General features: G+C 62.0%; 20 protein-coding genes and 1 tRNA gene. 6 read left to right on the top strand and 15 right to left on the bottom strand.

Annotated elements, in window-relative coordinates; all coding sequences use genetic code 11:
* The first annotated feature begins 44 nt into the window (after window positions 1-44).
* Both BWR59_RS26070 and BWR59_RS26065 read left to right on the top strand, forming a co-directional pair.
* On the top strand, window positions 45-323 hold the full coding sequence (locus BWR59_RS26070; RefSeq protein WP_143490948.1) for a hypothetical protein: 279 nt from the start codon (window positions 45-47) through the stop codon (window positions 321-323).
* A gap of 109 nt (window positions 324-432) precedes the next feature.
* A complete protein-coding gene (locus tag BWR59_RS26065; protein WP_081568563.1) occupies window positions 433-2,292 on the top strand; it encodes an ABC transporter ATP-binding protein in 1,860 nt (619 codons plus the stop codon).
* Window positions 2,293-2,324: 32 nt separating this feature from the next.
* Here the strand turns inward: BWR59_RS26065 and BWR59_RS26060 are convergent, their stop codons facing one another.
* On the bottom strand, window positions 2,325-2,549 hold the full coding sequence (locus BWR59_RS26060; protein ID WP_143490947.1) for a hypothetical protein: 225 nt from the start codon (window positions 2,547-2,549) through the stop codon (window positions 2,325-2,327).
* 284 nt (window positions 2,550-2,833) lie between these two features.
* Here BWR59_RS26060 and BWR59_RS26055 point away from each other — a divergent pair, with 284 nt between their 5' ends.
* Together BWR59_RS26055 and BWR59_RS26050 are read left to right on the top strand one after the other, a co-directional pair.
* Window positions 2,834-3,274: a DUF2231 domain-containing protein gene (locus BWR59_RS26055; RefSeq protein WP_081568561.1), complete on the top strand. Its 441-nt coding sequence runs from the start codon at window positions 2,834-2,836 to the stop codon at window positions 3,272-3,274.
* A complete protein-coding gene (locus BWR59_RS26050; protein WP_081568560.1) occupies window positions 3,271-4,566 on the top strand; it encodes a sorbosone dehydrogenase family protein in 1,296 nt (431 codons plus the stop codon). Before BWR59_RS26055 ends, BWR59_RS26050 begins: the two co-directional genes overlap by 4 nt.
* A 102-nt stretch (window positions 4,567-4,668) precedes the next feature.
* On the opposite strand, the gene BWR59_RS26045 is transcribed toward BWR59_RS26050, so the two are convergent.
* From BWR59_RS26045 to BWR59_RS26000, 10 genes are all read right to left on the bottom strand, one after another.
* Window positions 4,669-4,744 (bottom strand) — tRNA-Asn (locus BWR59_RS26045).
* Between the two features lie 161 nt (window positions 4,745-4,905).
* Window positions 4,906-5,259 (bottom strand): RidA family protein, encoded by a 354-nt coding sequence (locus BWR59_RS26040; RefSeq protein WP_081568559.1) that lies wholly within the window; start codon window positions 5,257-5,259, stop codon window positions 4,906-4,908.
* 8 nt (window positions 5,260-5,267) lie between these two features.
* Window positions 5,268-6,446, bottom strand: a complete 1,179-nt coding sequence (locus BWR59_RS26035) for an FAD-binding oxidoreductase (RefSeq protein WP_081568558.1) — start codon at window positions 6,444-6,446, stop codon at window positions 5,268-5,270.
* Window positions 6,439-7,815: an NAD(P)/FAD-dependent oxidoreductase gene (locus tag BWR59_RS26030; RefSeq protein ID WP_081568557.1), complete on the bottom strand. Its 1,377-nt coding sequence runs from the start codon at window positions 7,813-7,815 to the stop codon at window positions 6,439-6,441. Before BWR59_RS26030 ends, BWR59_RS26035 begins: the two co-directional genes overlap by 8 nt.
* Window positions 7,812-8,165, bottom strand: coding sequence for a (2Fe-2S)-binding protein (locus BWR59_RS26025; RefSeq protein ID WP_081568556.1), 354 nt, complete (start codon window positions 8,163-8,165; stop codon window positions 7,812-7,814). Before BWR59_RS26025 ends, BWR59_RS26030 begins: the two co-directional genes overlap by 4 nt.
* On the bottom strand, window positions 8,155-9,297 hold the full coding sequence (locus tag BWR59_RS26020; protein WP_081568555.1) for an FAD-dependent oxidoreductase: 1,143 nt from the start codon (window positions 9,295-9,297) through the stop codon (window positions 8,155-8,157). The genes BWR59_RS26025 and BWR59_RS26020 overlap by 11 nt, the downstream gene beginning before the upstream one ends.
* A complete protein-coding gene (locus tag BWR59_RS26015) occupies window positions 9,294-10,091 on the bottom strand; it encodes an ABC transporter permease (protein ID WP_081568554.1) in 798 nt (265 codons plus the stop codon). The genes BWR59_RS26020 and BWR59_RS26015 overlap by 4 nt, the downstream gene beginning before the upstream one ends.
* A gap of 6 nt (window positions 10,092-10,097) precedes the next feature.
* Window positions 10,098-10,970, bottom strand: a complete 873-nt coding sequence (locus BWR59_RS26010) for an ABC transporter permease (RefSeq protein ID WP_081568553.1) — start codon at window positions 10,968-10,970, stop codon at window positions 10,098-10,100.
* Window positions 10,957-12,030: an ABC transporter ATP-binding protein gene (locus BWR59_RS26005; protein WP_081568552.1), complete on the bottom strand. Its 1,074-nt coding sequence runs from the start codon at window positions 12,028-12,030 to the stop codon at window positions 10,957-10,959. Before BWR59_RS26005 ends, BWR59_RS26010 begins: the two co-directional genes overlap by 14 nt.
* Before the next feature lie 73 nt (window positions 12,031-12,103).
* Window positions 12,104-13,180 (bottom strand): ABC transporter substrate-binding protein, encoded by a 1,077-nt coding sequence (locus BWR59_RS26000; RefSeq protein WP_218191278.1) that lies wholly within the window; start codon window positions 13,178-13,180, stop codon window positions 12,104-12,106.
* Window positions 13,181-13,401: 221 nt separating this feature from the next.
* Here BWR59_RS26000 and BWR59_RS25995 point away from each other — a divergent pair, with 221 nt between their 5' ends.
* Window positions 13,402-14,334, top strand: coding sequence for a LysR substrate-binding domain-containing protein (locus BWR59_RS25995; RefSeq protein WP_081568551.1), 933 nt, complete (start codon window positions 13,402-13,404; stop codon window positions 14,332-14,334).
* Here BWR59_RS25995 and BWR59_RS25990 read toward each other — a convergent pair.
* Entirely contained in the window at window positions 14,301-14,759 is a 459-nt protein-coding gene (locus tag BWR59_RS25990; protein ID WP_081568550.1) for a helix-turn-helix domain-containing protein, read from the bottom strand. The genes BWR59_RS25995 and BWR59_RS25990 overlap by 34 nt on opposite strands.
* A gap of 135 nt (window positions 14,760-14,894) precedes the next feature.
* Between BWR59_RS25990 and BWR59_RS25985 the strand changes: the two genes are divergently transcribed.
* The gene (locus BWR59_RS25985; protein WP_081568549.1) at window positions 14,895-16,145 is read left to right on the top strand and encodes an MFS transporter; all 1,251 of its coding nucleotides are present in this window, start codon (window positions 14,895-14,897) and stop codon (window positions 16,143-16,145) included.
* 184 nt (window positions 16,146-16,329) lie between these two features.
* On the opposite strand, the gene BWR59_RS25980 is transcribed toward BWR59_RS25985, so the two are convergent.
* From BWR59_RS25980 to BWR59_RS25970, 3 genes are read right to left on the bottom strand one after another with little or no spacing between them, the layout of a single operon-like run.
* Window positions 16,330-17,100 (bottom strand): ABC transporter ATP-binding protein, encoded by a 771-nt coding sequence (locus BWR59_RS25980; protein WP_143490946.1) that lies wholly within the window; start codon window positions 17,098-17,100, stop codon window positions 16,330-16,332.
* Window positions 17,097-17,879, bottom strand: coding sequence for an ABC transporter ATP-binding protein (locus BWR59_RS25975; RefSeq protein WP_081568548.1), 783 nt, complete (start codon window positions 17,877-17,879; stop codon window positions 17,097-17,099). The genes BWR59_RS25980 and BWR59_RS25975 overlap by 4 nt, the downstream gene beginning before the upstream one ends.
* On the bottom strand, window positions 17,876-19,822 hold the full coding sequence (locus BWR59_RS25970; protein ID WP_081568547.1) for an ABC transporter permease: 1,947 nt from the start codon (window positions 19,820-19,822) through the stop codon (window positions 17,876-17,878). Before BWR59_RS25970 ends, BWR59_RS25975 begins: the two co-directional genes overlap by 4 nt.
* Window positions 19,823-19,897: the final 75 nt, after the last annotated feature.

The following is a 19,897-nucleotide window of genomic DNA, read 5'->3' as shown; positions in this document are numbered from 1 at the left end:
GGCATGATGGCGCGACAGCCGGTTCGCGTATCGGGGGAGTGAAGTTGGACAGACAACATGTAGATGAAGCCGGATCCGCGCCTCAGGACGGCTGGTTCTCCAGCGAGCACCGGGCGCGGGTCGACGATCTGATTGCCAAGCTTCGTACCAGCGATACCCGGGAGAGCGTCTCGCGCTATCACGGGATGGCCGAGGGGTATCTGCTCGGCCTTCTGGACTGCTATCACCTGAGTGCCGAGCATCACGATGCGGTGCGGCAGTTCCTGCACAACCTGGCCATCGTGCGCCTGAAGGCCGTGAAGCCCAGGACCGGGGTTCGGTAAAAGTTGAACGTTTTCAGCCAGGGGCTCTCAAGTCTTGAACTGAATAATCGTTTCTGACCCAGGTTTCCAATGGCAGAATCGCGTTCACTTGATCCCTTTGGAGACCCTTATGCTTCGCGCGTTTGAACGATGGCTTGACCCTTTTCCGCCGGATGAGATTCCCCCGCCGCCTGAAGGCCTGGCGAAATTTCTGTGGGCCTGCACCCGGGGCGCGCGCGGATACATTCTTGCATTCGCGCTGCTGAGTGCCGGGGTCTCGATCTACGAAGCCTGGCTGTTTTCCTTTCTCGGCCAGGTGGTGGACCTGCTCTCGACCTGGAAAGCCGGTGGTGAAGCCGCCGCGCAGGAAAGCCGCGTACTGTGGGGCATCGGCATCGTGCTGCTGACCAGCGTGGGCCTGGTGGCGCTGCGCACGATGGTCCAGCACCAGATTCTGGCCATCAACCTGCCGCTGCGATTGCGTTGGGACTTCCATCGCCTGATGCTGCGGCAAAGCCTTTCGTTCTTCTCGGACGAATTCTCCGGCCGGGTCACCACCAAGGTGATGCAAACCGCACTGGCGGTGCGCGAGGTGCTGTTCACCCTGATCGAAATCGTCCCTGGCATCGGCGTATATTTCATCGCGATCATCGCGCTGGCGGGCGGCTTCGCCCTGAAGCTGATGCTGCCGTTCGTGGCCTGGGTCGCGCTGTTCGGCCTGGCCATGTGGTACTTCGTGCCCCGGCTGGGGAAAGTCGGGCAGGAACAGGCCAACGCGCGATCATCGATGACCGGGCGTATCTCGGACGCCTACACCAACATCACCACGGTGAAGCTGTTTTCTCACTCCAAACGCGAAGCGCACTTCGCACGGGCGGCGATGGAAGATTTCAAGCAGACCGGTTTTCGCCAGATGCGTCTGGTCAGCCAGTTCGAGATCGTCAACCAGGCCCTGGTGGTGGCATTGATCATGGCCGCAGGCGGTTACGCGCTGTGGCTGTGGCATCAGGGAGAGGTCGGCGCCGGTGCGGTCGCGGCGATTACCGCGATGGCGTTGCGGATCAATGGCATGTCCCACTGGATCATGTGGCAGATGACCTCGCTGTTCGAGAACATCGGCACCGTTCAGGATGGCATGGCGACCCTGACTCGGGGCCCGAAGGTGCAGGATGCGCCTGATGCAAAAGTGCTGGTGACCACCGGCGGCGCAGTCGCTTTCGACAACGTGAACTTCAACTATAACGGCGAACGCCAGGTGCTCAACGGCTTGAGCCTGTCCATCCGCCCGGGCGAAAAAATCGGTCTGGTGGGCCGTTCCGGCGCGGGCAAGTCCACGCTGATCAATCTGCTGCTTCGCTTCTATGACGTGGACGGCGGCGAGATCCGCATCGACGGTCAGAACATCGCCGGTGTCACTCAGGACAGCCTGCGCAGCGCCATCGGCATGGTCACGCAGGACACTTCCCTGCTGCACCGCTCCATTCGCGACAACATCGCCTATGGCCGTCCCGATGCCACCGACGCGCAAATCCGCAGCGCCGCGGCCAGCGCCCAGGCCGACGGTTTCATCAATCAGTTGAGCGACCGACAAGGTCATAGCGGGTATGACACCCTGGTCGGCGAGCGTGGCATCAAGCTGTCGGGCGGCCAGCGTCAGCGTATCGCGATTGCCCGGGTCATGCTCAAGAACGCACCGATTCTGCTCCTTGACGAAGCCACCAGCGCCCTGGACTCGGAAGTCGAAGTGGCGATCCAGGAAAGCCTCGACGAAATGATGAAGGGCAAGACTGTCATCGCCATCGCCCATCGCCTGTCCACCATCGCGGCGATGGACCGGCTCATCGTCATGGATGACGGACGCATCATCGAGCAAGGCACCCACGCCGAACTGCTGGCGAAAAACGGCACCTATGCGCGGCTGTGGCAGCATCAGAGTGGCGGGTTCCTGGGCGAAGATCAGGGTGTGGCCGAGGCGATCGAGCAATCTTGAGCCTCTGGCTGTCGATGGCGGTAGCGCCGCCATCAATGCCTTGCATCCCTCATGAGTTCGCTGATGCACTGGCCGATGATCCCGCGGCTGTCGTCGACCACCCGCAGCGACTGACGAACGGAATCGGCAACGCAGACCCCGTCATGCATTTCGAGCACTTGCGCCCAGTCAGCAAGCGTCGCCAGCGCGTCGGCGATAGCGTGCTGATTCTTCAGAATCGCGTGGAGTAGCGTGGTAGTGACAGGATTGTTTTGCATGGATGTCCCTCGCGCGCCGGTTAGGTAGATGCCAGAAATCATCCTTAAGCTGGCGAAAAGGAGCACATTGCCACCAGCCTGATTTGAGAGGACCGTGGGACGATAGTTCCATTTAAAGAAGGTCGATGCTCACCACCCGGTAATCTCTTCCCGCTTGCGTGCAATCCCGTTGAACTAACGCGCCGGCATCAGGATCCTTTTTATCGCGCAATCAGCGAAAGCAAGCTGGCCCAGTGGATGCGCGCTGCGGCCCGTCTTGGGTCGATGAACGATAAGGAGCTACCGTGACCGATACGTCCTATTCCCCCTACCGAAGCCTGCCCGGCCCGCTGCACGCGATGCTCCTGGCAGGTACATTCCCCCAGTTTCTCGGCGCATTGCTGAGCGACATCGCTTACTACAACACCTACCTCATCCAGTGGAGCAACTTTGCCTCCTGGCTAATCGCGGGGGGCATGGTCTTTTGTGGATTGGCCCTGCTGTTCGCGCTGGTCAATCTCCTCCGCGCGCCGCAGAAGTCGGGCCGCCCAGTGACCTGTTTCGTTCTGCTGCTGATCACGTGGGGGCTTGGCTGGGTCAATTCGTTCGAGCATGCCAAGGATGCCTGGGCGGTGATGCCCTCGGGTCTGGCACTGTCCGTCATCACGACGCTGATGAGCTGCGTATCGGTATGGATCGGCCTCACCCGCTCACCCGCCCGGCCCGTTTCAGGAGGCGCGCAATGAGACATTCCTACGCACTGACCGCATTGAGCATGGCACTGCTGTTGAGCGCCTGCGGTGGTGAAAAAGACAGCGTTCAGACCCATGGTCCTGACCCGAAGATGCCAGAAACCCAACGCGGGCTGCTGCCCAGCATGAAGATCGCAGAACCTGCGGCCTGGGGCGATCAGAAGCCGACCGTGCCCCAGGGTTACAGCGTCACGGCAATCGCCACCGATCTGCGGGTACCCCGTCAGACGCTGGTCCTGCCCAATGGCGACATCCTCGTGGCAGAGGGCAAAGGCGGTACCGACGCGCCGAAGCTCAAACCCAAGGATGTGATCGCCAGCTATATCAAGGCTCAGGGCAACACCAAGGTTAAGGGTGGCAATCGCCTGACGTTGCTGCGCGATGCCGACGGCGATGGCAAATACGAACTGAACACCGTGTTCGCCGAAAACCTCAACGCGCCCTACGGGCTGGCCTATGCCAACGGCAAAATCTATGTCGCCAACCAGGATGCGCTGGTGCGTTTCGACTACGTCGACGGTCAGACCAGGGCCGCCGCAGCGCCGGTGACGATCACCGAGCTTCCCTCGAAGATCAATCACCACTGGACCAAGTCACTGGCGATCACTCCGGATGGCAGCACGCTGTATGTCGGCATAGGTTCCAACAGCAACGTCACTGAGCGCGGCATGGAAGTCGAGCTGGAACGCGCACGCATCTGGCAGATCGACGCCCGGACCGGTGCACACAAGCCCTATGCAACCGGCGTGCGTAACCCAACGGCACTGAAAATTCAGCCGGGAACAGGGCAATTGTGGGCTGTGGCCAACGAGCGTGACGAGCTTGGGCCGGATCTGGTCCCCGACTATCTGACGTCAGTGCGCGAAGGCGGATTCTACGGTTGGCCGTACAGCTACTGGGGCCAGAACGTCGACACCCGCGCCCAGCCGCAAGACCCTGAAAAAGTCGCCTCCGCGATCAAACCCGACTACAGCTTGGGGTCGCACGTTGCGGCGCTCGGCGTCGACTTCTCGACCGCGGCGATGGGCGAGAAATTCGCGGACGGTGTATTCGTCGGCGAGCACGGCAGCTGGAACCGCGATAACCCTGTCGGCTACAAAGTGGTTTTTGTACCGTTCAGTAACGGACGGCCTGCCGGAGAGCCCATCGACTTCGCGACCGGCTTCCGTAGCCCTGACGGAAAAACCCACGGCCGGCCTGTAGGCGTGACCGTCGACCCGCGTGGCGCCCTGATCGTTGCCGACGACCTCTCCAACACCGTCTGGAGAGTGACCCGCAACAAGTAGGCGGATCAGGCGACGGGGCCGCTCGGCTCCGTCGCCGTTCACGACCCGAACGCCGGAAACGAAAAAGGCCAGCTAAATTAGCTGGCCTTTTCATACTTCGTCTGGCTCCACGACCTGGACTCGAACCAGGGACCCAGTGATTAACAGTCACTTGCTCTACCAACTGAGCTATCGCGGAATGCGAGCTATCTTACTGATTGAAAAAGAGAAGTCAAGCACCCGATTTAAAAAATCCGCATACGGATCAGGTGCTTACCCCAAAGGTTGCCGTTGCGGATCAGACGCCCATGCAAAAACGGTCAATTGCCGATCCTGCATGAGCGTCTCGTCAGGGCTCGCTCAGCCTGCTGCAATCACGGTGATTTCCACCAGCAGGTCTGGCGCGGCCAGGCGCGACTCCACTGTGGCGCGTGCCGGCGCATGGCCTTCCGGTGCCCAGGCATCCCAGACTTCGTTCATGCCGGCGAAGTTGGCCTGGATGTCCGACAGCCAGACCTGCGCGCTGAGAATCCGGGTCTTGTCCAGACCTGCCTTGGCCAGGAAGTTGTCGATTTTTTCCAGCACCTGAGCGGTCTGCCCCTTGATGTCCAGCGTGCGGTCGGTGGCTGTCTGGCCGCCAAGGAAGGTGAAACCGTTGCACTGCACGACGCGGCTCATGCGTTGATTGGTTTCGATACGGGTAATTTCCAGCATGTGAACTCCTAGTGTTGTGGGAGGGTGTCAACCGGTTGATGAAGATGATTGGGGTCAGTCACAGCGGCGGCGAACCGACCGATGTCGAAGGCATCCAGTGAAATGTCCGAGTGGTCGCCGAGGATCTGCTGCGCCAGGCGCTTGCCCGTTCCGGGTCCCATCTGGAACCCGCTGCCGCAGAAGCCGAACGAATAGCTGAGGTTGCTGGCCTTGCGGCTGGCGCCGATGACCGGAAGGTCGTCGGCAGTGAATGCCTCGACGCCGGCCCAGACGCGGTTCACGCCGAGGTTTTTCAGGTGCGGAAACAGATCGGTCACGGTTCGCGCGCTGGTGCCAAGGCGCGTCATGTCGACCTCGCCGTGGCGCGCCGGGAAATCCAGTGAGCCAATCAGTTTGCCGCCGATCACCACGGTGCCGTTGGCGAACTGCTTGAACGACAGCGAGCGCCCGGTAGCTCCCAGCACGGGCGCGCAAAACGGCGCGACGCGGTGCGTCACCATCAACATCAGGCCCTCGGGATGCGCAGGCACAGACTCACCGACCTGCGCCGCCAGGTCCCGTGCCCAGGCGCCAGCGGTGATCACCAGATGCTCGGCGCTGAAATCGCCTTTCGCGGTAGCGACCTTCCACCGCCGACCGCTCTGCTCGATGCGCTGCGCCGCGGTTGCTTCGTGAATCTGAACGCCAGACTTTTCGGCGGCCAGGCGAAACGCCGTGACGGTTCTGTAGGGCACCGCGTAGCCGTCGTCCTTGACCCAGATGCCCCCCACCACATGACGGGCGACCGTTGGAATGATGTCGAAGACCTGCGCCTGATCGACCAGCACTTCATGGGAGAAACCCAAGGCCTGCAGGTGCTGCACGCGCAGGCGGCATTCCTCAAGCTCGGCCCGGGTTTCCGCCAGTTTCAACTGACCGCTCGGGACGAAACCGCCGTCATCGCCCAGCGTCTGTCTGAGCTCGTGCCACAGCTCGCGGGACGACAACGCCAGCGGGATTTCGGCATCGTGACGGCCCAGCGTACGCACGCCACCCGCGTTGACGCCCGAGGCATGCCGCGCACAATAGTCGGCTTCCAGCACGGTCACAGCGACCCCGCGTTGGGCGAGATGAAACGCCGTGCTCAGGCCATGAATGCCGGCGCCGATGACCAGCACATCGCTCTGTCTGCGGCTTGCGTCAGTCACCGGCCAGCTCCCCCAGCGTGATGGGTTTGATCGGCGGACGAATCCGGTAGTAGCCCACTTCTGCGGCAGAAACCCCGCGCGCTTTGGCGATGACCTCTGTCACCGTCAGGCCACACATGCGCCCCTGGCAAGGCCCCATGCCGCAGCGACCGAAGGATTTCGCCTGATTCGGACCGGTGCAACCGATGGCAACGAACTGACGCAGGTCGCCTGCCGTGACTTCCTCGCAGCGGCAGACCAGCACATCATCGGCAGGAATCCGGTTCTCTTCCCGGGGCCGATACAGCGCATCGAGAAACGGCCGGATACGCAGGTTGGCATCCAGTTTGGTACGTAATGCCTCGGCCTTGTGATCGCGCTGGAAACTGCTGATTTTTTTCAGCTGAAAACCAATGCCCAACGCAGCCATTTCACCCTGCACCGCTGCCGCCTGAGCGCCCCCGATGCCCGCGCCGTCTCCGGCCACGAACACCCCGGGCACGTCCAGTTCGCCCCATGGATCGGCCACCGGGCTGAAGCACAGTTGGTCGACATCCCAGTGATGACGCGCGCGCAGCGACTGGCTGAATTGAATGTTCGGCACCACCCCCTGATGCAGCAATACGCAACGTGAGGCGACGCACCGGGATTTGCCAGCGATGTTAAAGGTCAGCGCCGTGGCTGCGTCATCGCCCTCCACCGCCAACGCCTCGGCACCGGTGTAGTGCGCGATGCCGGCACTGCGCAGGCTGCGCATCAGATCCAGCCCCTTGCGCAGGTAAGGCCAGGCGCGCAGCGCGGCAAACAGGTGGCGCCGCGCACGCCAGTAATCTTCCGGCCGCGTGGTGTCGACCAAGGCCTTGATCGCAACTCCAGCGCGCAGGTACTGCCAGCCGAGCAGATAAAGCAGCGGGCCACAGCCGGCCAGCACAACCGGCTCGCTGGGCGCAAGGCCTGAACTCTTGAGCAGGATCTGCGCGGCGCCGGCGCTCATCACACCGGGCAAGGTCCAGCCCGGAATCGGGAACGGTCGCTCCATGGCTCCGGTTGCCAGCAGCACGGCACTGGCCTGCAGGGTGTGCAGGCGCCCCTCGCGCAGGTAGCTGACCTGATGCTCCCGGGTCACCTGCCACACCGACGCGCCCTTTTCATAACGCACGCTCGACGACGCAAGCGCCTGCGCCAGTTGGTTACCGTGGGCATAGTCTGGCCCGAGCAGGTCACGACGGGACAAGGGTGCCAGGGTGATGCCTCGGTAGATCTGCCCGCCCGGACTGCCCTGCTCGTCCAGCAACACCACGTGCAAGCCGAGCCCGGCAAGCGCGACAGCCCCGGACATCCCGGCAGCGCCGGCGCCAATTACCACCACATCGACGGTCGCATGACTCATGACTGCACCTCAACGGTCTGCACATTCACAGGTTGGAAAATCAGATCACGGGCGCCTTCCTGAGAGCGGATTCGCATGCCCTGCGCGACTTCGATCAGACAGCTCTGGCGATTGGGCACGCCGTCGATTTCCACCAGACATTCGAAGCAAACGCCCATCATGCAATAAGGCGCACGGGGCGCTTCGCTCACGGGTGTCGCGCGGAAACGATGGATGCCCGACATCAGCAACGCCGCCGCAACGCTGGTTCCAGCGGGTACCTGGAAAGTCTGCTCGTTAAAGGTCAGGCTGACAGTGCGCGTCGACCTGGCTTCACTCGCCACCGGTTGAAACAGCGGTTCAATGCGCATGGGAAAACACCTTGTCGGTCAGAAAACGTTCGCCGGTAAACACCGCCAATTCTTCAGGCGTCGCCCCTCCCATGATCCACGGCGCGATACGCAGGGCATGGGCCGCGGCCAGGGTCACGCCGCTGTGACAGGTCACCACGAACGCACCGGGATGGCGGGGCGATTGCTGATAAATCGGGAAGCCGTCGGGGCTCATGACCCTTAACGCGCCCCAAGCGCGGATCAGGCGCACGTTGGCCAGCAGCGGAAAGGTCGACACACCGCGCCGGGCAATCGCGGCGAGAACGTCGGTGGACGTACGGTCATCGAAACCCACCTCCTCCATCGAGTCGCCCAGCTGCACCGTGCCCTCATCGGTCTGCCGCACGTTGATGGTCGGGTAATCGAGAAAGGGTCGGACCCGCTCGCTGATCAACACCTGCCCGCGATTGGGCGCGACGGGCGCATGCAGCCCCACCTGACGGGCCAGGCCCGGATTGCCCAGGCCTGCGGCAAGCACCACTCGCGGGGCAACAAAGCGCTTGTGCCCTGCGGTCACGCGAAACTCACCCGGCGCACACTCGATGCGATCCACCTGCACACCATTGTGAAAACATGCACCCTTGGCCTGAGCGCAGGTGTGCAGCGCACGCAGCAACTTCAACGGATTCACATGGCCGTCCTGGGGCGTGTAGCTTGCGCCCACCACGCAAGGCCCAATCAGCGGCAGACGTGCTTTGAGCTCGGCCGCATCGAGCATCTGAAACGGGTAATCGCCCAGGGCGTCCTGCAGGGTCTGCAAGCGCGATTGCCGCTCGAGCATCTCCTCGTCGCTGAAGCACATGTGAAAGCCGCCCGGTTGCTTGAGTTGCACGTCGACGCCGCTGTCCGCCAGCAGCGCCTTGGCGAACCCCGGCCAGCGGATCGCAGAGGAACGCGTCCAGCGCGAGTAATCCGGCAGGTCGTGGCCCTTGCCCTGGACCCAGACCAGTCCGAAGTTACCCCGCGAGGCGCGGAAGGCGTCGTCGCCCTGATCCAGCACCACTGTGTTCGCGCCATTGCGGGCCAGACCGTAGGCGACCGCGGTGCCAACCAGGCCACCACCGATCACGATCACGTCCGACTGCGTGACGCTGTTTGTCCCCTGGTTCATTTGCCCTCTCCGATCAAAACCCGGTCAAGCCCGACCATGCGGTCGAGGACCAGCATCAACAGCAACGTACCGACGATCAGCACCGTCGACACCGCCGTGATCAGCGGATCGATGGTCTGCGAGATCTGGTTGTACATGGCGACCGGCAGCGTGGTGGTGCCGGGCGTCGCGACGAAGACGGTCATGGTCAGCTCGTCGAAGCTTTGGATGAACGCAAGCATCCAGCCGCCTATCACCCCCGTGCGAATGCGCGGCAACACCACCCGATAAAACGCCGTCCAGCGGCTGGCGCCCAGTGACAGCGCGGCATGCTCGATGTCTCGCTCAAGGCCGATGGTGGAAGCCAGCGTCAGGCGCAGCGCATAGGGCAACACCACAATCACGTGGGTCAGCGTCAGCGCCCAGAGCGAGCCGCCGATCTGCGCCAGTGAAAAGAACCGCAGAAACGCGATGCCGAGCACGACCGACGGGATCATCAGTGGCGACAGCAGAAAGCCCGTCACCGCGCCGCGCCCGGGGAAGTCGTAACGGCTGATGGCCAATGCCGCGGGGATCGCGAGCAACGCGGCGATGGTCGCCGAGGCCAGTCCCAGTTTGATCGACAGCGTAAAGGCGTCGAGCATCTCCTGGTTATCCAGCAGCGCCCTGAACCACCGCAGCGACAAGCCGTCGGTGGGCAGCGACAGATAGCCCTTGCTGGTGAACGCCATGGCCATCACCACCACCAGTGGCGCGACAATGAAGGTCACGAAGGCGGCATGAAAAAACTGTGAGAAAATTCCGTTCTTGTGCATGGCCGCCTACTCGAAGACTTGCTTGAAGCGGCGCTCGGCCAGCTTGCTGCAACCTAAAATGATGATCAGGTTGGCCACCAGAAGCAGCATCGCGATGGCGGCGCCGAGGGGCCAGTTGAGGGTGCCGAGGAATTCGTCGTAAGCCGCCGTGGCCACCACTTTCAGCCGCCGACCGCCGATGATCGCGGGGGTGGCAAACGCCGAGGCGGCCAAAGCGAAGACGATGATCGAGCCCGACAGGACGCCCGGCATGATCTGCGGCAGGATGATGCGACGAAACACCGTCAACCGTGAGGCGCCCAGGGACAACCCCGCCCACTCGACCTGCAGGTCCAGACGTTGCAACGTGGCCCACACGGCGATGACCATGAACGGCACCAGCACGTGAGTCAGCGCGATAATCACGCCCATTTGCGTGAACAGCATTTTGACCGGTTGGTCGGTAATGCCCAGCGCCTGCAAGGCGTCGTTTATCAGCCCGTTGTTGCCCAGCAGGATCGCCCAGCCCAGGGTGCGTACCACCACGGAAATCAGCAACGGCCCGAGCACCACCAGCAAGAACAGCGACCGCCAGCGCGGCGCCATCCGCGCGATGATGATGGTCTCCGGAATGCCCAGCAGCACACACAACAGCGTGACCGCCAGCGCCATGCCGCCGGTGCGCAGGAAGATTTCGTGGAAGTAACTGTCCTTGAACACCTCAAGGTAATTAGCCAGGCTGTAACCCGGGACGACCCCGTCGGTGTCGCTGAACAGATTCAGTGACAGCACGGCTGTGAGCAGCAAGGGCGCGAGCAACAGCGCGACGAAAACCAGCAGCGCCGGACCGCTCAGGATCCACGGCGCAGCACCGATACGCTCGGCGTCATACGTGGCCATGGGCGACCTCCCTGTCGAGCAGACGCAAGTCATCGTCGGACCAGTCCAGCCCTACCTCACTGCCCTCCTCCGGCGGTGGCGTGCCAAGGTTGGGCTGGGTCATGTGCACCAGACCCAGACGGCTTTCCACGGCGATCAACCAGAGATTGCCGAGGAACACACGCAAGCGTATGCGTCCACTCACACGCCCGGCGCCGACGCTCACCAGACGGATTTTTTCCGGCCGGATGTAGACGTTGACGTCGTTGCCCAGCGAGCGGTCTTCGTGAGGCACGTGCAACAGCGTGTCGTGGACCTGCACATGGCAGCAACGCTCGTTGCGCAATTGAACGGCGCCAGCGAAGGCATTGGTCTTGCCCAGAAACGCCGAGGCGAATGGCGAATGAGGTCGCTCATAGGCTTCGAACGGCGTGTCGATCTGCACGATCCGGCCTTTCTGCATCACGGCGATCCGGTCGCTCATGGTCATCGCTTCGACCTGATCATGGGTCACCAGAATCGTGGTGATGCCCAGGTCGCGCTGAATCGCCCGCAGCTCGATGTGCATTTCCTCGCGCAGCTTGGCGTCGAGGTTGGACATCGGCTCATCGAGCAACAACAGGTTCGGCCGAATGGCCAAGGCACGGGCAATCGCAACCCGTTGCCGCTGGCCGCCCGACAAGGCCTTGGGGTAGCGCTCTCCGAGCCCGTTCAGGCGCACCAGATCCAGCGCTTCGTCGATACGTTTGCCTCGTTCCGCCTTGGCAACGCCGCGCATTTCAAGGCCGAAGCTGATGTTCTGCGCCACGGTCATGTGCGGGAACAAGGCATAACTTTGAAAGACGATACCCAGCCCGCGCTGCTCAGGCCGGACATGGGTGATGTCGCGACCGTCGAGGATGATCCGCCCTTCGGTAGGCTGAACGAACCCGGCAATGGATTGCAGAGTGGTGGTCTTGCCGCAGCCGGACGGGCCGAGCAAGGCGATGAATTCGCCATGCCGGACTTCCAGATTCAAACCGTCAATGGCCTTGAAATTGCCGTAGCTCTTGACGATGCCTTCGAGTGTGAGAAATGCCATTGGCGTGCCACGCAGGCGAACCTGCGTCTCCAGAATGGTTTTCGGAAGGATGAGGGCATTGCGCGTCGGGTGATCAGCGCTCGACGGTGCGATTCCAGCGCGTCGTCCACTCGCCACGCTGCTGGTTGATCGTGTCCCAATCGACCTTGATCAGCGCGTTGACCTTCTCCGGACCGTAAGGCATGCGCGCGGCAATGTCCGATGACAGCTGGACGGTCTGGTTGACCGGTGCGAAGCCGTTTTCCCTGGCCTGGATCTGCTGAACGTCCGGCGACAAAACATATTGGATGAAGGCCTGGGACAACTCGGACTGTGCATTGGGCGTCACGCTGCACGCGGCGATCTGCAAGGCGATGCCGCCTTCCTTGGGGTAGATGAATTTGAGGGGGAAACCGGTGCCCTGCAGGGCCACTGCGCGACCGCTGCCGTACACCGCCATGACCACGTCACCGTTCTGCATCATGCCGTCCATCTCGCCCGGCGCTGAAACCCAGGCCAGCACGTTCGGGCCGATTTCATCCTTGAGCGCCTTGAAGCCGGGGTCGATATTCTTCTCGCCGCCGCCGCGCAGACGGGCCATTTCAACCAGAGTATGCAAGCCGTAGGTATTGGTCACCGGCGGCATGCCCAGCAGCTGTTTGTAACGTGGGTCGGTCAAGTTTTCCCAGGAGTCCGGTGGCGCCCAGCCGCGTTTCTTGAAGGCCTCTTCGTTGTAGCCGATGCCGGTGGCAACCATGCCAACCCCGGTGGCTTCGGGGCTCAACCGGGCGAGTGGGTAAAGGTCCTTGTAGACCGGCGCGTCGCTCAATTTTTCACACAGGCCCAACTGCAACGCCTGGTACATCGGACCGTCATCCATCATCGCCACGTTGATCTGCTGACGCCCTTTCTGCGCCTGCAACTTGGCCAGGGTTTCAGTGGAATTCCCCGCGACGTAAATCACTTTGACGTTGTGTTGTTTCTCGAAGGCGGGAATGACTTTGGTCTTGTACATCTGCTCGGTGGAACCGCCGACACCGGCGACGTAAAGCGTCGGTTCGGCGAAGGCTGGCGCGCTGCCAAACCCTGCCACCGTCAGGGCAACGGCGACGGCGATGCGGTTGAATGGGCGAAACGGCTGTGCTGCTGAGGACGAGTTAAGGCTATTCACAGACTATCTCCGAAGTGCATGGGGCAGATCGAACAATGCGTCAGTCGCTTCAGGGTGAACCGAAGCCATGCATGCACGGTGCATGCTCCCGGCGAATCCATCGCGGGGTGGCGCATCTTCATGTGCGCTATGTCTTGCTGGTTCGAGTATTGCGACAGCCTTCCCATATGGTCAAATACGGATATCCGGGTTAGTTATTCATATTTGATATGGAGAGCGGCATGAATCTGAAGCAGATAGAAGCGTTCCGCAGCGTCATGCGGCTGGGCTCCATGACCGCAGCGGCCGAGGTGCTGTACACCTCTCAGCCCAACGTCAGTCGGCTGATTTCGCAACTGGAATTGAGCACCGGACTGACCCTGTTCAAGCGTGCCGGGGTGCGTTTGATCCCGACACAGGAAGGCCAGGCGTTCTTTCAGGAAGTGGAGCGCGCCTACGTGGGCATGGACAGTCTCAAGCTGTCGGCGAAAAACATTCGCAATCTGGGCACCGGCCGATTGCGCGTGGCGGCAGTGCCCTCCACCGGCCTGAGCGTGATTCCCAAGGTGCTGAAAACCTTCACCGAGTCGCGCCCGGAACTCACCGTTTCACTGCACGTGAACTCTTCGCCGACGGTGGAACAGTGGGTCAAATCGCAGTTCTGCGACATCGGCATCGTGGTTCATCCCGGCGACGTCAGCAGCCAACAGATCGAGTTGCTGGCGATGATTCCTGCGGTCTGCGTGCTGCCTGCCGCGCATCGGCTGGCCGATCGCGAGCACATCACCTTCAGCGATCTGGAAGGCGAGACCTTTGTTTCACTCTGCCACGGCGACGGCACACGTTCGCTGGTCGACGGTTTGTTCGAACAGGCAGGCGTGGAACGGGTCATGGCGGTCGAGGCGCAATACAGCGCCATCAACTGCGAGATGGCGGCGCTGGGAATGGGCGTGACCCTCGCTCATCCCCAGGTGGCCAGCGACTACGCGCACCGGGACATCGTGATCCGGCCGTTCAGACCGGACATTCTGTTTCCAACCTACGTCATCTGGCCTCAGGCCCATGCCCGGACGCGGCTCGCCGAGGAGTTCGTCGAAACCCTGAAAGCGTTCTACCAGAGCACATTCGAAGGCCTGCCCCTTCACGACTCATCGGCCACACGCCGGGATCTGTGACAGTCAAACGGCCCGAGCTTGTCACCGCCTGCCGAGCGAACGTCCATCGGCATCAGCGGCTGCCCGGAGCTGTTGTCCAGCAGTACTGATCGGGTCTCCTCGGGCCCGAACAGATGGCGTTCGCCCCACTGCCGCATGCTGACCACCACCGGAAAAATCTCACGGCCCCTTTCCGTCAGGACGTACTCCTTGTAGGCGCTGCCATCCGATGCCGGGCGCACCTCGAATACGCCCACCTCGACCAGGGTTTTCAGCCGGGCCGCAAGGATGTTCTTGGCCACCCCCAGGCTCTTCTGAAATTCGCTGAAGCGCCGAATGTCGTCGAAAGCGTCGCGGATGATCATCAGCGACCAGCGATCACCGATGGCTTCCAGCGTTCTGGCCACCGGGCACTCATCGCCTGAGGAGGAAGTGTCTTCGAGCATCGCAATTACCTTTTCTGAGAGAGCCGCCAAACCGGGTGAATCCGCAGGGAAATTCTGGTTGCAATTTGAAACCTGACCCGACCACAATCGAATCAGGTTTTTATTTGCAACCAGATTAGCGCCATGGAGGCGATCATGAAAGCAGATATCGAGTCGCTTACTAGCTCCGCTACAGATTCGCCGCTCGCTCAGCCAAAAGAACAGGCTCAATCGCCGGGACTGTCCCCTGCGCTGACCTTGCTGTTCTCAGTGACCTGCGCACTGGCCGTCGCTAACGTCTATTTTGCACAGCCGTTGCTCGACTCAATGGCGCAGAGCCTGGGCGTGGCCGCGTCGATGATCGGGATCGTGGTCACCGCCACTCAGGTGGGATACGCGCTGGGGTTGTTGCTCGTCGTCCCATTGGGCGATCTGGTCAATCGTAAACGGCTGATAGTGGCTCAGGTCCTGATGTCGGCCGTTGCGCTGGCGGCGGTTGGCGCTTCGCAGCAGTGGATCGTACTGCTGGGTGCGATGGTCGCGGTGGGCTTGATGGCGGTGGTGGTTCAGGTGCTCGTCGCCTACACCGCCGCACTGGCGACACCCTCGCAGCGCGGGCAAGCGGTGGGCAGCGTCACCAGCGGCATTGTGCTGGGGATTCTTCTGGCGCGACTGACATCCGGGTTGATCGCGGATTTCGCGGGCTGGCGGGCTGTTTATTTTGCGTCTTCGGCGCTGACGCTCATCATCGCCGCTGTGCTGTGGAAACTGGCGCCCGTCACCTCTGCGCAGCGAGATGGAAAGTCCTACCTGGCGCTGATCCGCTCGCTCTTCACCCTGCTCGGCAGCGAACGGATATTACGCATCAGAGGTTTATTGGCGTTGCTGATCTTTGCCGACTTTTCCGTACTCTGGACGGCCATGGTGCTGCCCCTGAGCGCCCCGCCGCTGTCGCTGTCGCACACGGCCATCGGCCTGTTCGGTCTGGCAGGCCTCGCCGGCGCGCTTGCCGCCAGACGCGCCGGACGCTGGGCCGATCAGGGCTTGGGGCAACGGGTGACCGGCATCGCGCTGGTACTGTTGACGCTGTCATGGCTGCCCATCGGATTCGCCGAAACGTCGTTGCTTGCGCTGGCCTGCGGCGTGATCATGCTCGACTTCGCGGTGCAGGCAGTACACGTCACCAACCAGAGCCTGATCTTTGCCGCACGTCCCGACGCCCAGAGCCGAATGGTGGGCGCCTACATGTGTTTTTACTCAGTCGGCAGTGCATTGGGGGCTGTGGCCGCGACGCAGGTGTATGCGTTGTGGGGCTGGGTGGCGGTGAGTGTGCTCGGCGGATTGATCAGCGTGGCCGCCGTGGCGTTGTGGCTGCTGACCGCACGCACCTCAAACGACAGTCAATAAAAAACCCGCCTGAGCGGGTTCTTTGCTATCAACACCATTCCAACATCCTGTCGGTGGCTCCAAGCCATGGTCGATCATCCTTGACCGCTGAAGCCCTTCCTGTGCTTCAGTCGATGGATCCAATCTATGTCTTTGCGGCTCGAGTGTATACAGCAGCTTTACTGAAGAACGTGTAAGCATTTGCTTACATGGTCAGATAAGCCTTGCGTACAGCCTCGTTTGCCGCGAGTTCGGCCATGCTGCCCTCATATCGAATCAAGCCTTTTTCCAGAACGTAGGCCCTATCCGCCACCAGCCCCGCAAAATGCAGATTCTGCTCGGACAGCAGGATGCTCGCGCCTTTGGCCTTCAGCGCGAGAATCATGTGGGCCATCTGCTCGACAATCACCGGTGCCACCCCTTCAGAGGGCTCGTCGAGAAGAATCAGAAAGGGATTGCCCATCAACGTACGAGCGACAGTCAGCATCTGCTGCTCTCCTCCGCTCATCTGCCCACCCGGCCGGTCCTGCATGACGCCCAGATTGGGGAAGAACTCGAACAACTGCTGCGGCGTCCAGTTCAACGCTTCACTGCCATCGGGCCAACGTCGATTCGCCTGGCGACCGACTTCCAGATTTTCGGTCACCGTCAGATGGGTGAACACCCGGCGGTCTTCCGGAACGAAGCCCAACCCCAGCCGCGCCAGCTGGAACGGCGGGAGTGTCGAGACCTCCTGCCCCATGAAGCGCACCTTGCCGCGGCGCCGATCGAGCATGCCCATCAAGGCCTTGAACGTCGTGGACTTGCCCGCGCCGTTGCGGCCCATGAGCGCCACGACTTCGCCACGCCGGACATTCAGATTGACGTCGTACAGCACCTGCGCCGCGCCGTACCAGGCATTGAGCCCGGCGACTTCAAGCAGTGGCTCGGCACTCGACACAGCGCTCGACGCTGGCATTGAAAGTACTGCACTCATGGCGTCACCTGCGACGGGGCCTGCTCATTTTCGAAGGTCTTGCCGGTGCCGAAATACACTTCCTGCACCTTCGGATGATTGCGGATGTATTGCGCGTCGCCCTCGGCAATCAGGCGACCACGCGCCAGCACGATCATGCGGTCGGCGTAGGCGAATACCACGTCCATGCTGTGTTCGGTGAACAGCACAGCCATCCTGCGCTCCACCACCAGACGCTTGGTCAAGGCCATCAGGTCATTGCGTTCTTCAGGGCCCATGCCCGCCGTGGGCTCGTCCATCAACAGCAGCCTGGGATCGTTCGCCAGGCCCATCGCCAGCTCCACCCGCTTGACGTCACCATAGGCCAGCTCGCTGCATGGGCGCTCGGCGTGATGTTGCATGCCAACCTGACTGAGCAACTCCATGGCCTCGTCGCGATACAGCTTGCGCGCCGATCCAAACAGCGAAAAACCTTTGCCGTAATGGGACAGCAGCGCCATCTGCACGTTTTCCACCACGCTGAGGGAGGCGAAGGTTTCGGCGATCTGGAAGGTTCTTCCAACCTGCATGCGACAGATGTCCCGCGGCCTCCTGCCCACCAGCTCCTTACCCAACAGGCGAATCGAACCGCCGGACGCCTTGAGCTGACCGCCGACCATGTTGAAGGTCGTCGATTTGCCTGCGCCATTGGGCCCGATCAACGCCAGCAACTCGCCCTCTTGCAGATCGAAATTGATGCCGTCCACCGCGCGAACGCCACCGAAAGACTTGTTCAAACCACGTACTTGCAGAAGCGTCATGCCTGTTTCTCCATCGCTCGTGGTACAGATGTTTCCCTGCCATTGGCCCGGGTCCGCCAGGCGCGCCACCAACCGCCCGTCTCTTGAAAGAACCCGGCAATGCCCTGCGGGAAGACCAGCACCAGCACCAGAATCACCCCGCCGAACAGCGCTCGCCAGTAATCGGTGGCGCGCATGATGTAGTCCTGCAACACGCTGAAGACACTGGCGCCGACCACCGGCCCCAGCAGGTTCTGGATGCCGCCGAGCAGGACCATCACCAGGCCGTCGACCGACTTGCCGACGGCCATGGAGTCTGGCGAAATGCTGCCCTTGGAGAAGATGTACAGAGTTCCGGCAAGACCTGCGAACAGCCCGGCGATGACGAACGCCATCCACTGCACGCGCTTGACGTCGATGCCGATCGCATCGGCGCGCAGGGCCGAATCCCTCGCGGCACGCAAGCTGTAGCCAAACGGCGCGAAGAGTATCCGTCGCACCACAAACACACTGGCAGCCACCAGCACCAGTGTCAGGTAGTAATAACTCGTGCCGTCGAGCCAGCTGGACGGCCAGATTCCGGTGATGCCGTTGGAACCTCCGGTGACGTCTTCCCATTGAAAGACCACCGACCAGACGATCTGTGAGAACGCCAGCGTGAGCATTGCCAGATACACCCCCGACAGCCGCACGCAGAACCAGCCGAACACCAGCGCACCCAGCCCCGCCACCAGCGGCGCGAAGGCGAAGGCCAGGGGCATCGGCATGGTCAGCACCTTGAACAGGATCGCCGCCCCATAAGCGCCCAGGCCGAAGTAGGCGGCATGACCGAACGAGTGCATGCCGCCCGGCCCCATGATGAAGTGCAGGCTGACGGCGAATAGCACCGTGACCAGCACGTCCTGGGTCAATACGCTGGCGTAAGGCAGCCAGGTCGACAGCAACGGCAGCACCGCGAGCACGACCAACAAGGCGCCTGTCAGCCATTTGAACTGGGTCGAACCGGGGCGAAGCGGCGCTTCCACCGGGGCCGAGTTGCGGCTGACCGCCTGCGGCTTGCCCATCAGGCCCCACGGGCGAATCACCAACACCACCGCCATGACCAGGAACTCGATCACCAGCGTCAGTTTGGAGAAGGAAATCGTGATGCCGAACAGCGTGGTCGACCCCAGGCCGATGCACAGCGCCTTGATTTCGGCGATCAGCAAGGCCGCGACGTAAGCGCCAGGCAACGAGCCCATGCCGCCGACCACGACGATGACGAACGCTTCGCCGATGGTGCGCAAATCCAGCGCCAGGCTGGCCGGTTCACGAGGCAACTGTACGGCGCCGCCCAGACCGGCAAGCATCGCGCCGAGGGCAAACACGCTGGTGAACAGCCACGCCTGATTGACGCCCAATGCGCCGAGCATTTCCCGGTCTTGCGTCGCGGCACGAACCAGCACGCCCCAGCGCGTTCGCACCAGCAGCAGCCACACCAGCCCCAGTACCACCGGGCCGATGGCAATCAGGAAGAAGTTATAGGTCGGAAACTGGCGACCGAGGATATCGATCGACCCGGACAGGCCTGGCGCGCGACGTCCAAGCAATTCTTCGGCCCCCCAATAACCCAGCACCGCGTCGTTGATCACCAACACCAGTGCGAATGTGGCGAGCAGTTGAAACAGCTCCGGCGCCTTGTAGATACGTCGCAGCAAGACGATCTCGACCAGTGCGCCAATCACGCCGACCGAGATCGCGGCCAAGCCCAGACCCAGCCAGAACCCGGCCGCCCCCAGCGAACCCATGAGGTGTTCGACCAGTGAATAGGCGATGTACAGGCCCAGCATGTAGAACGAACCGTGGGCGAAGTTGACGATGCGTGTCACGCCGAAGATCAGCGACAGACCGGCCGCCACCAGAAACAGTGACGACGCCTCCGCCAGGCCGTTGAGTAGCTGAGCAAAAAAAGCTGAAAAGTCCATGACGTCCTCGATCAAGCAGTCTCGACTGTCAGGTCCACCGCCGTGATGACGGTGGCCTGACGGACCGTGTGTCTC

The organism is Pseudomonas sp. Bc-h (assembly GCF_002080045.1).
Taxonomy (GTDB): domain Bacteria; phylum Pseudomonadota; class Gammaproteobacteria; order Pseudomonadales; family Pseudomonadaceae; genus Aquipseudomonas.
The sequence above is the reverse complement of the archived record's forward strand: the minus strand, read 5'-3'. Positions and strand labels throughout refer to the sequence as shown.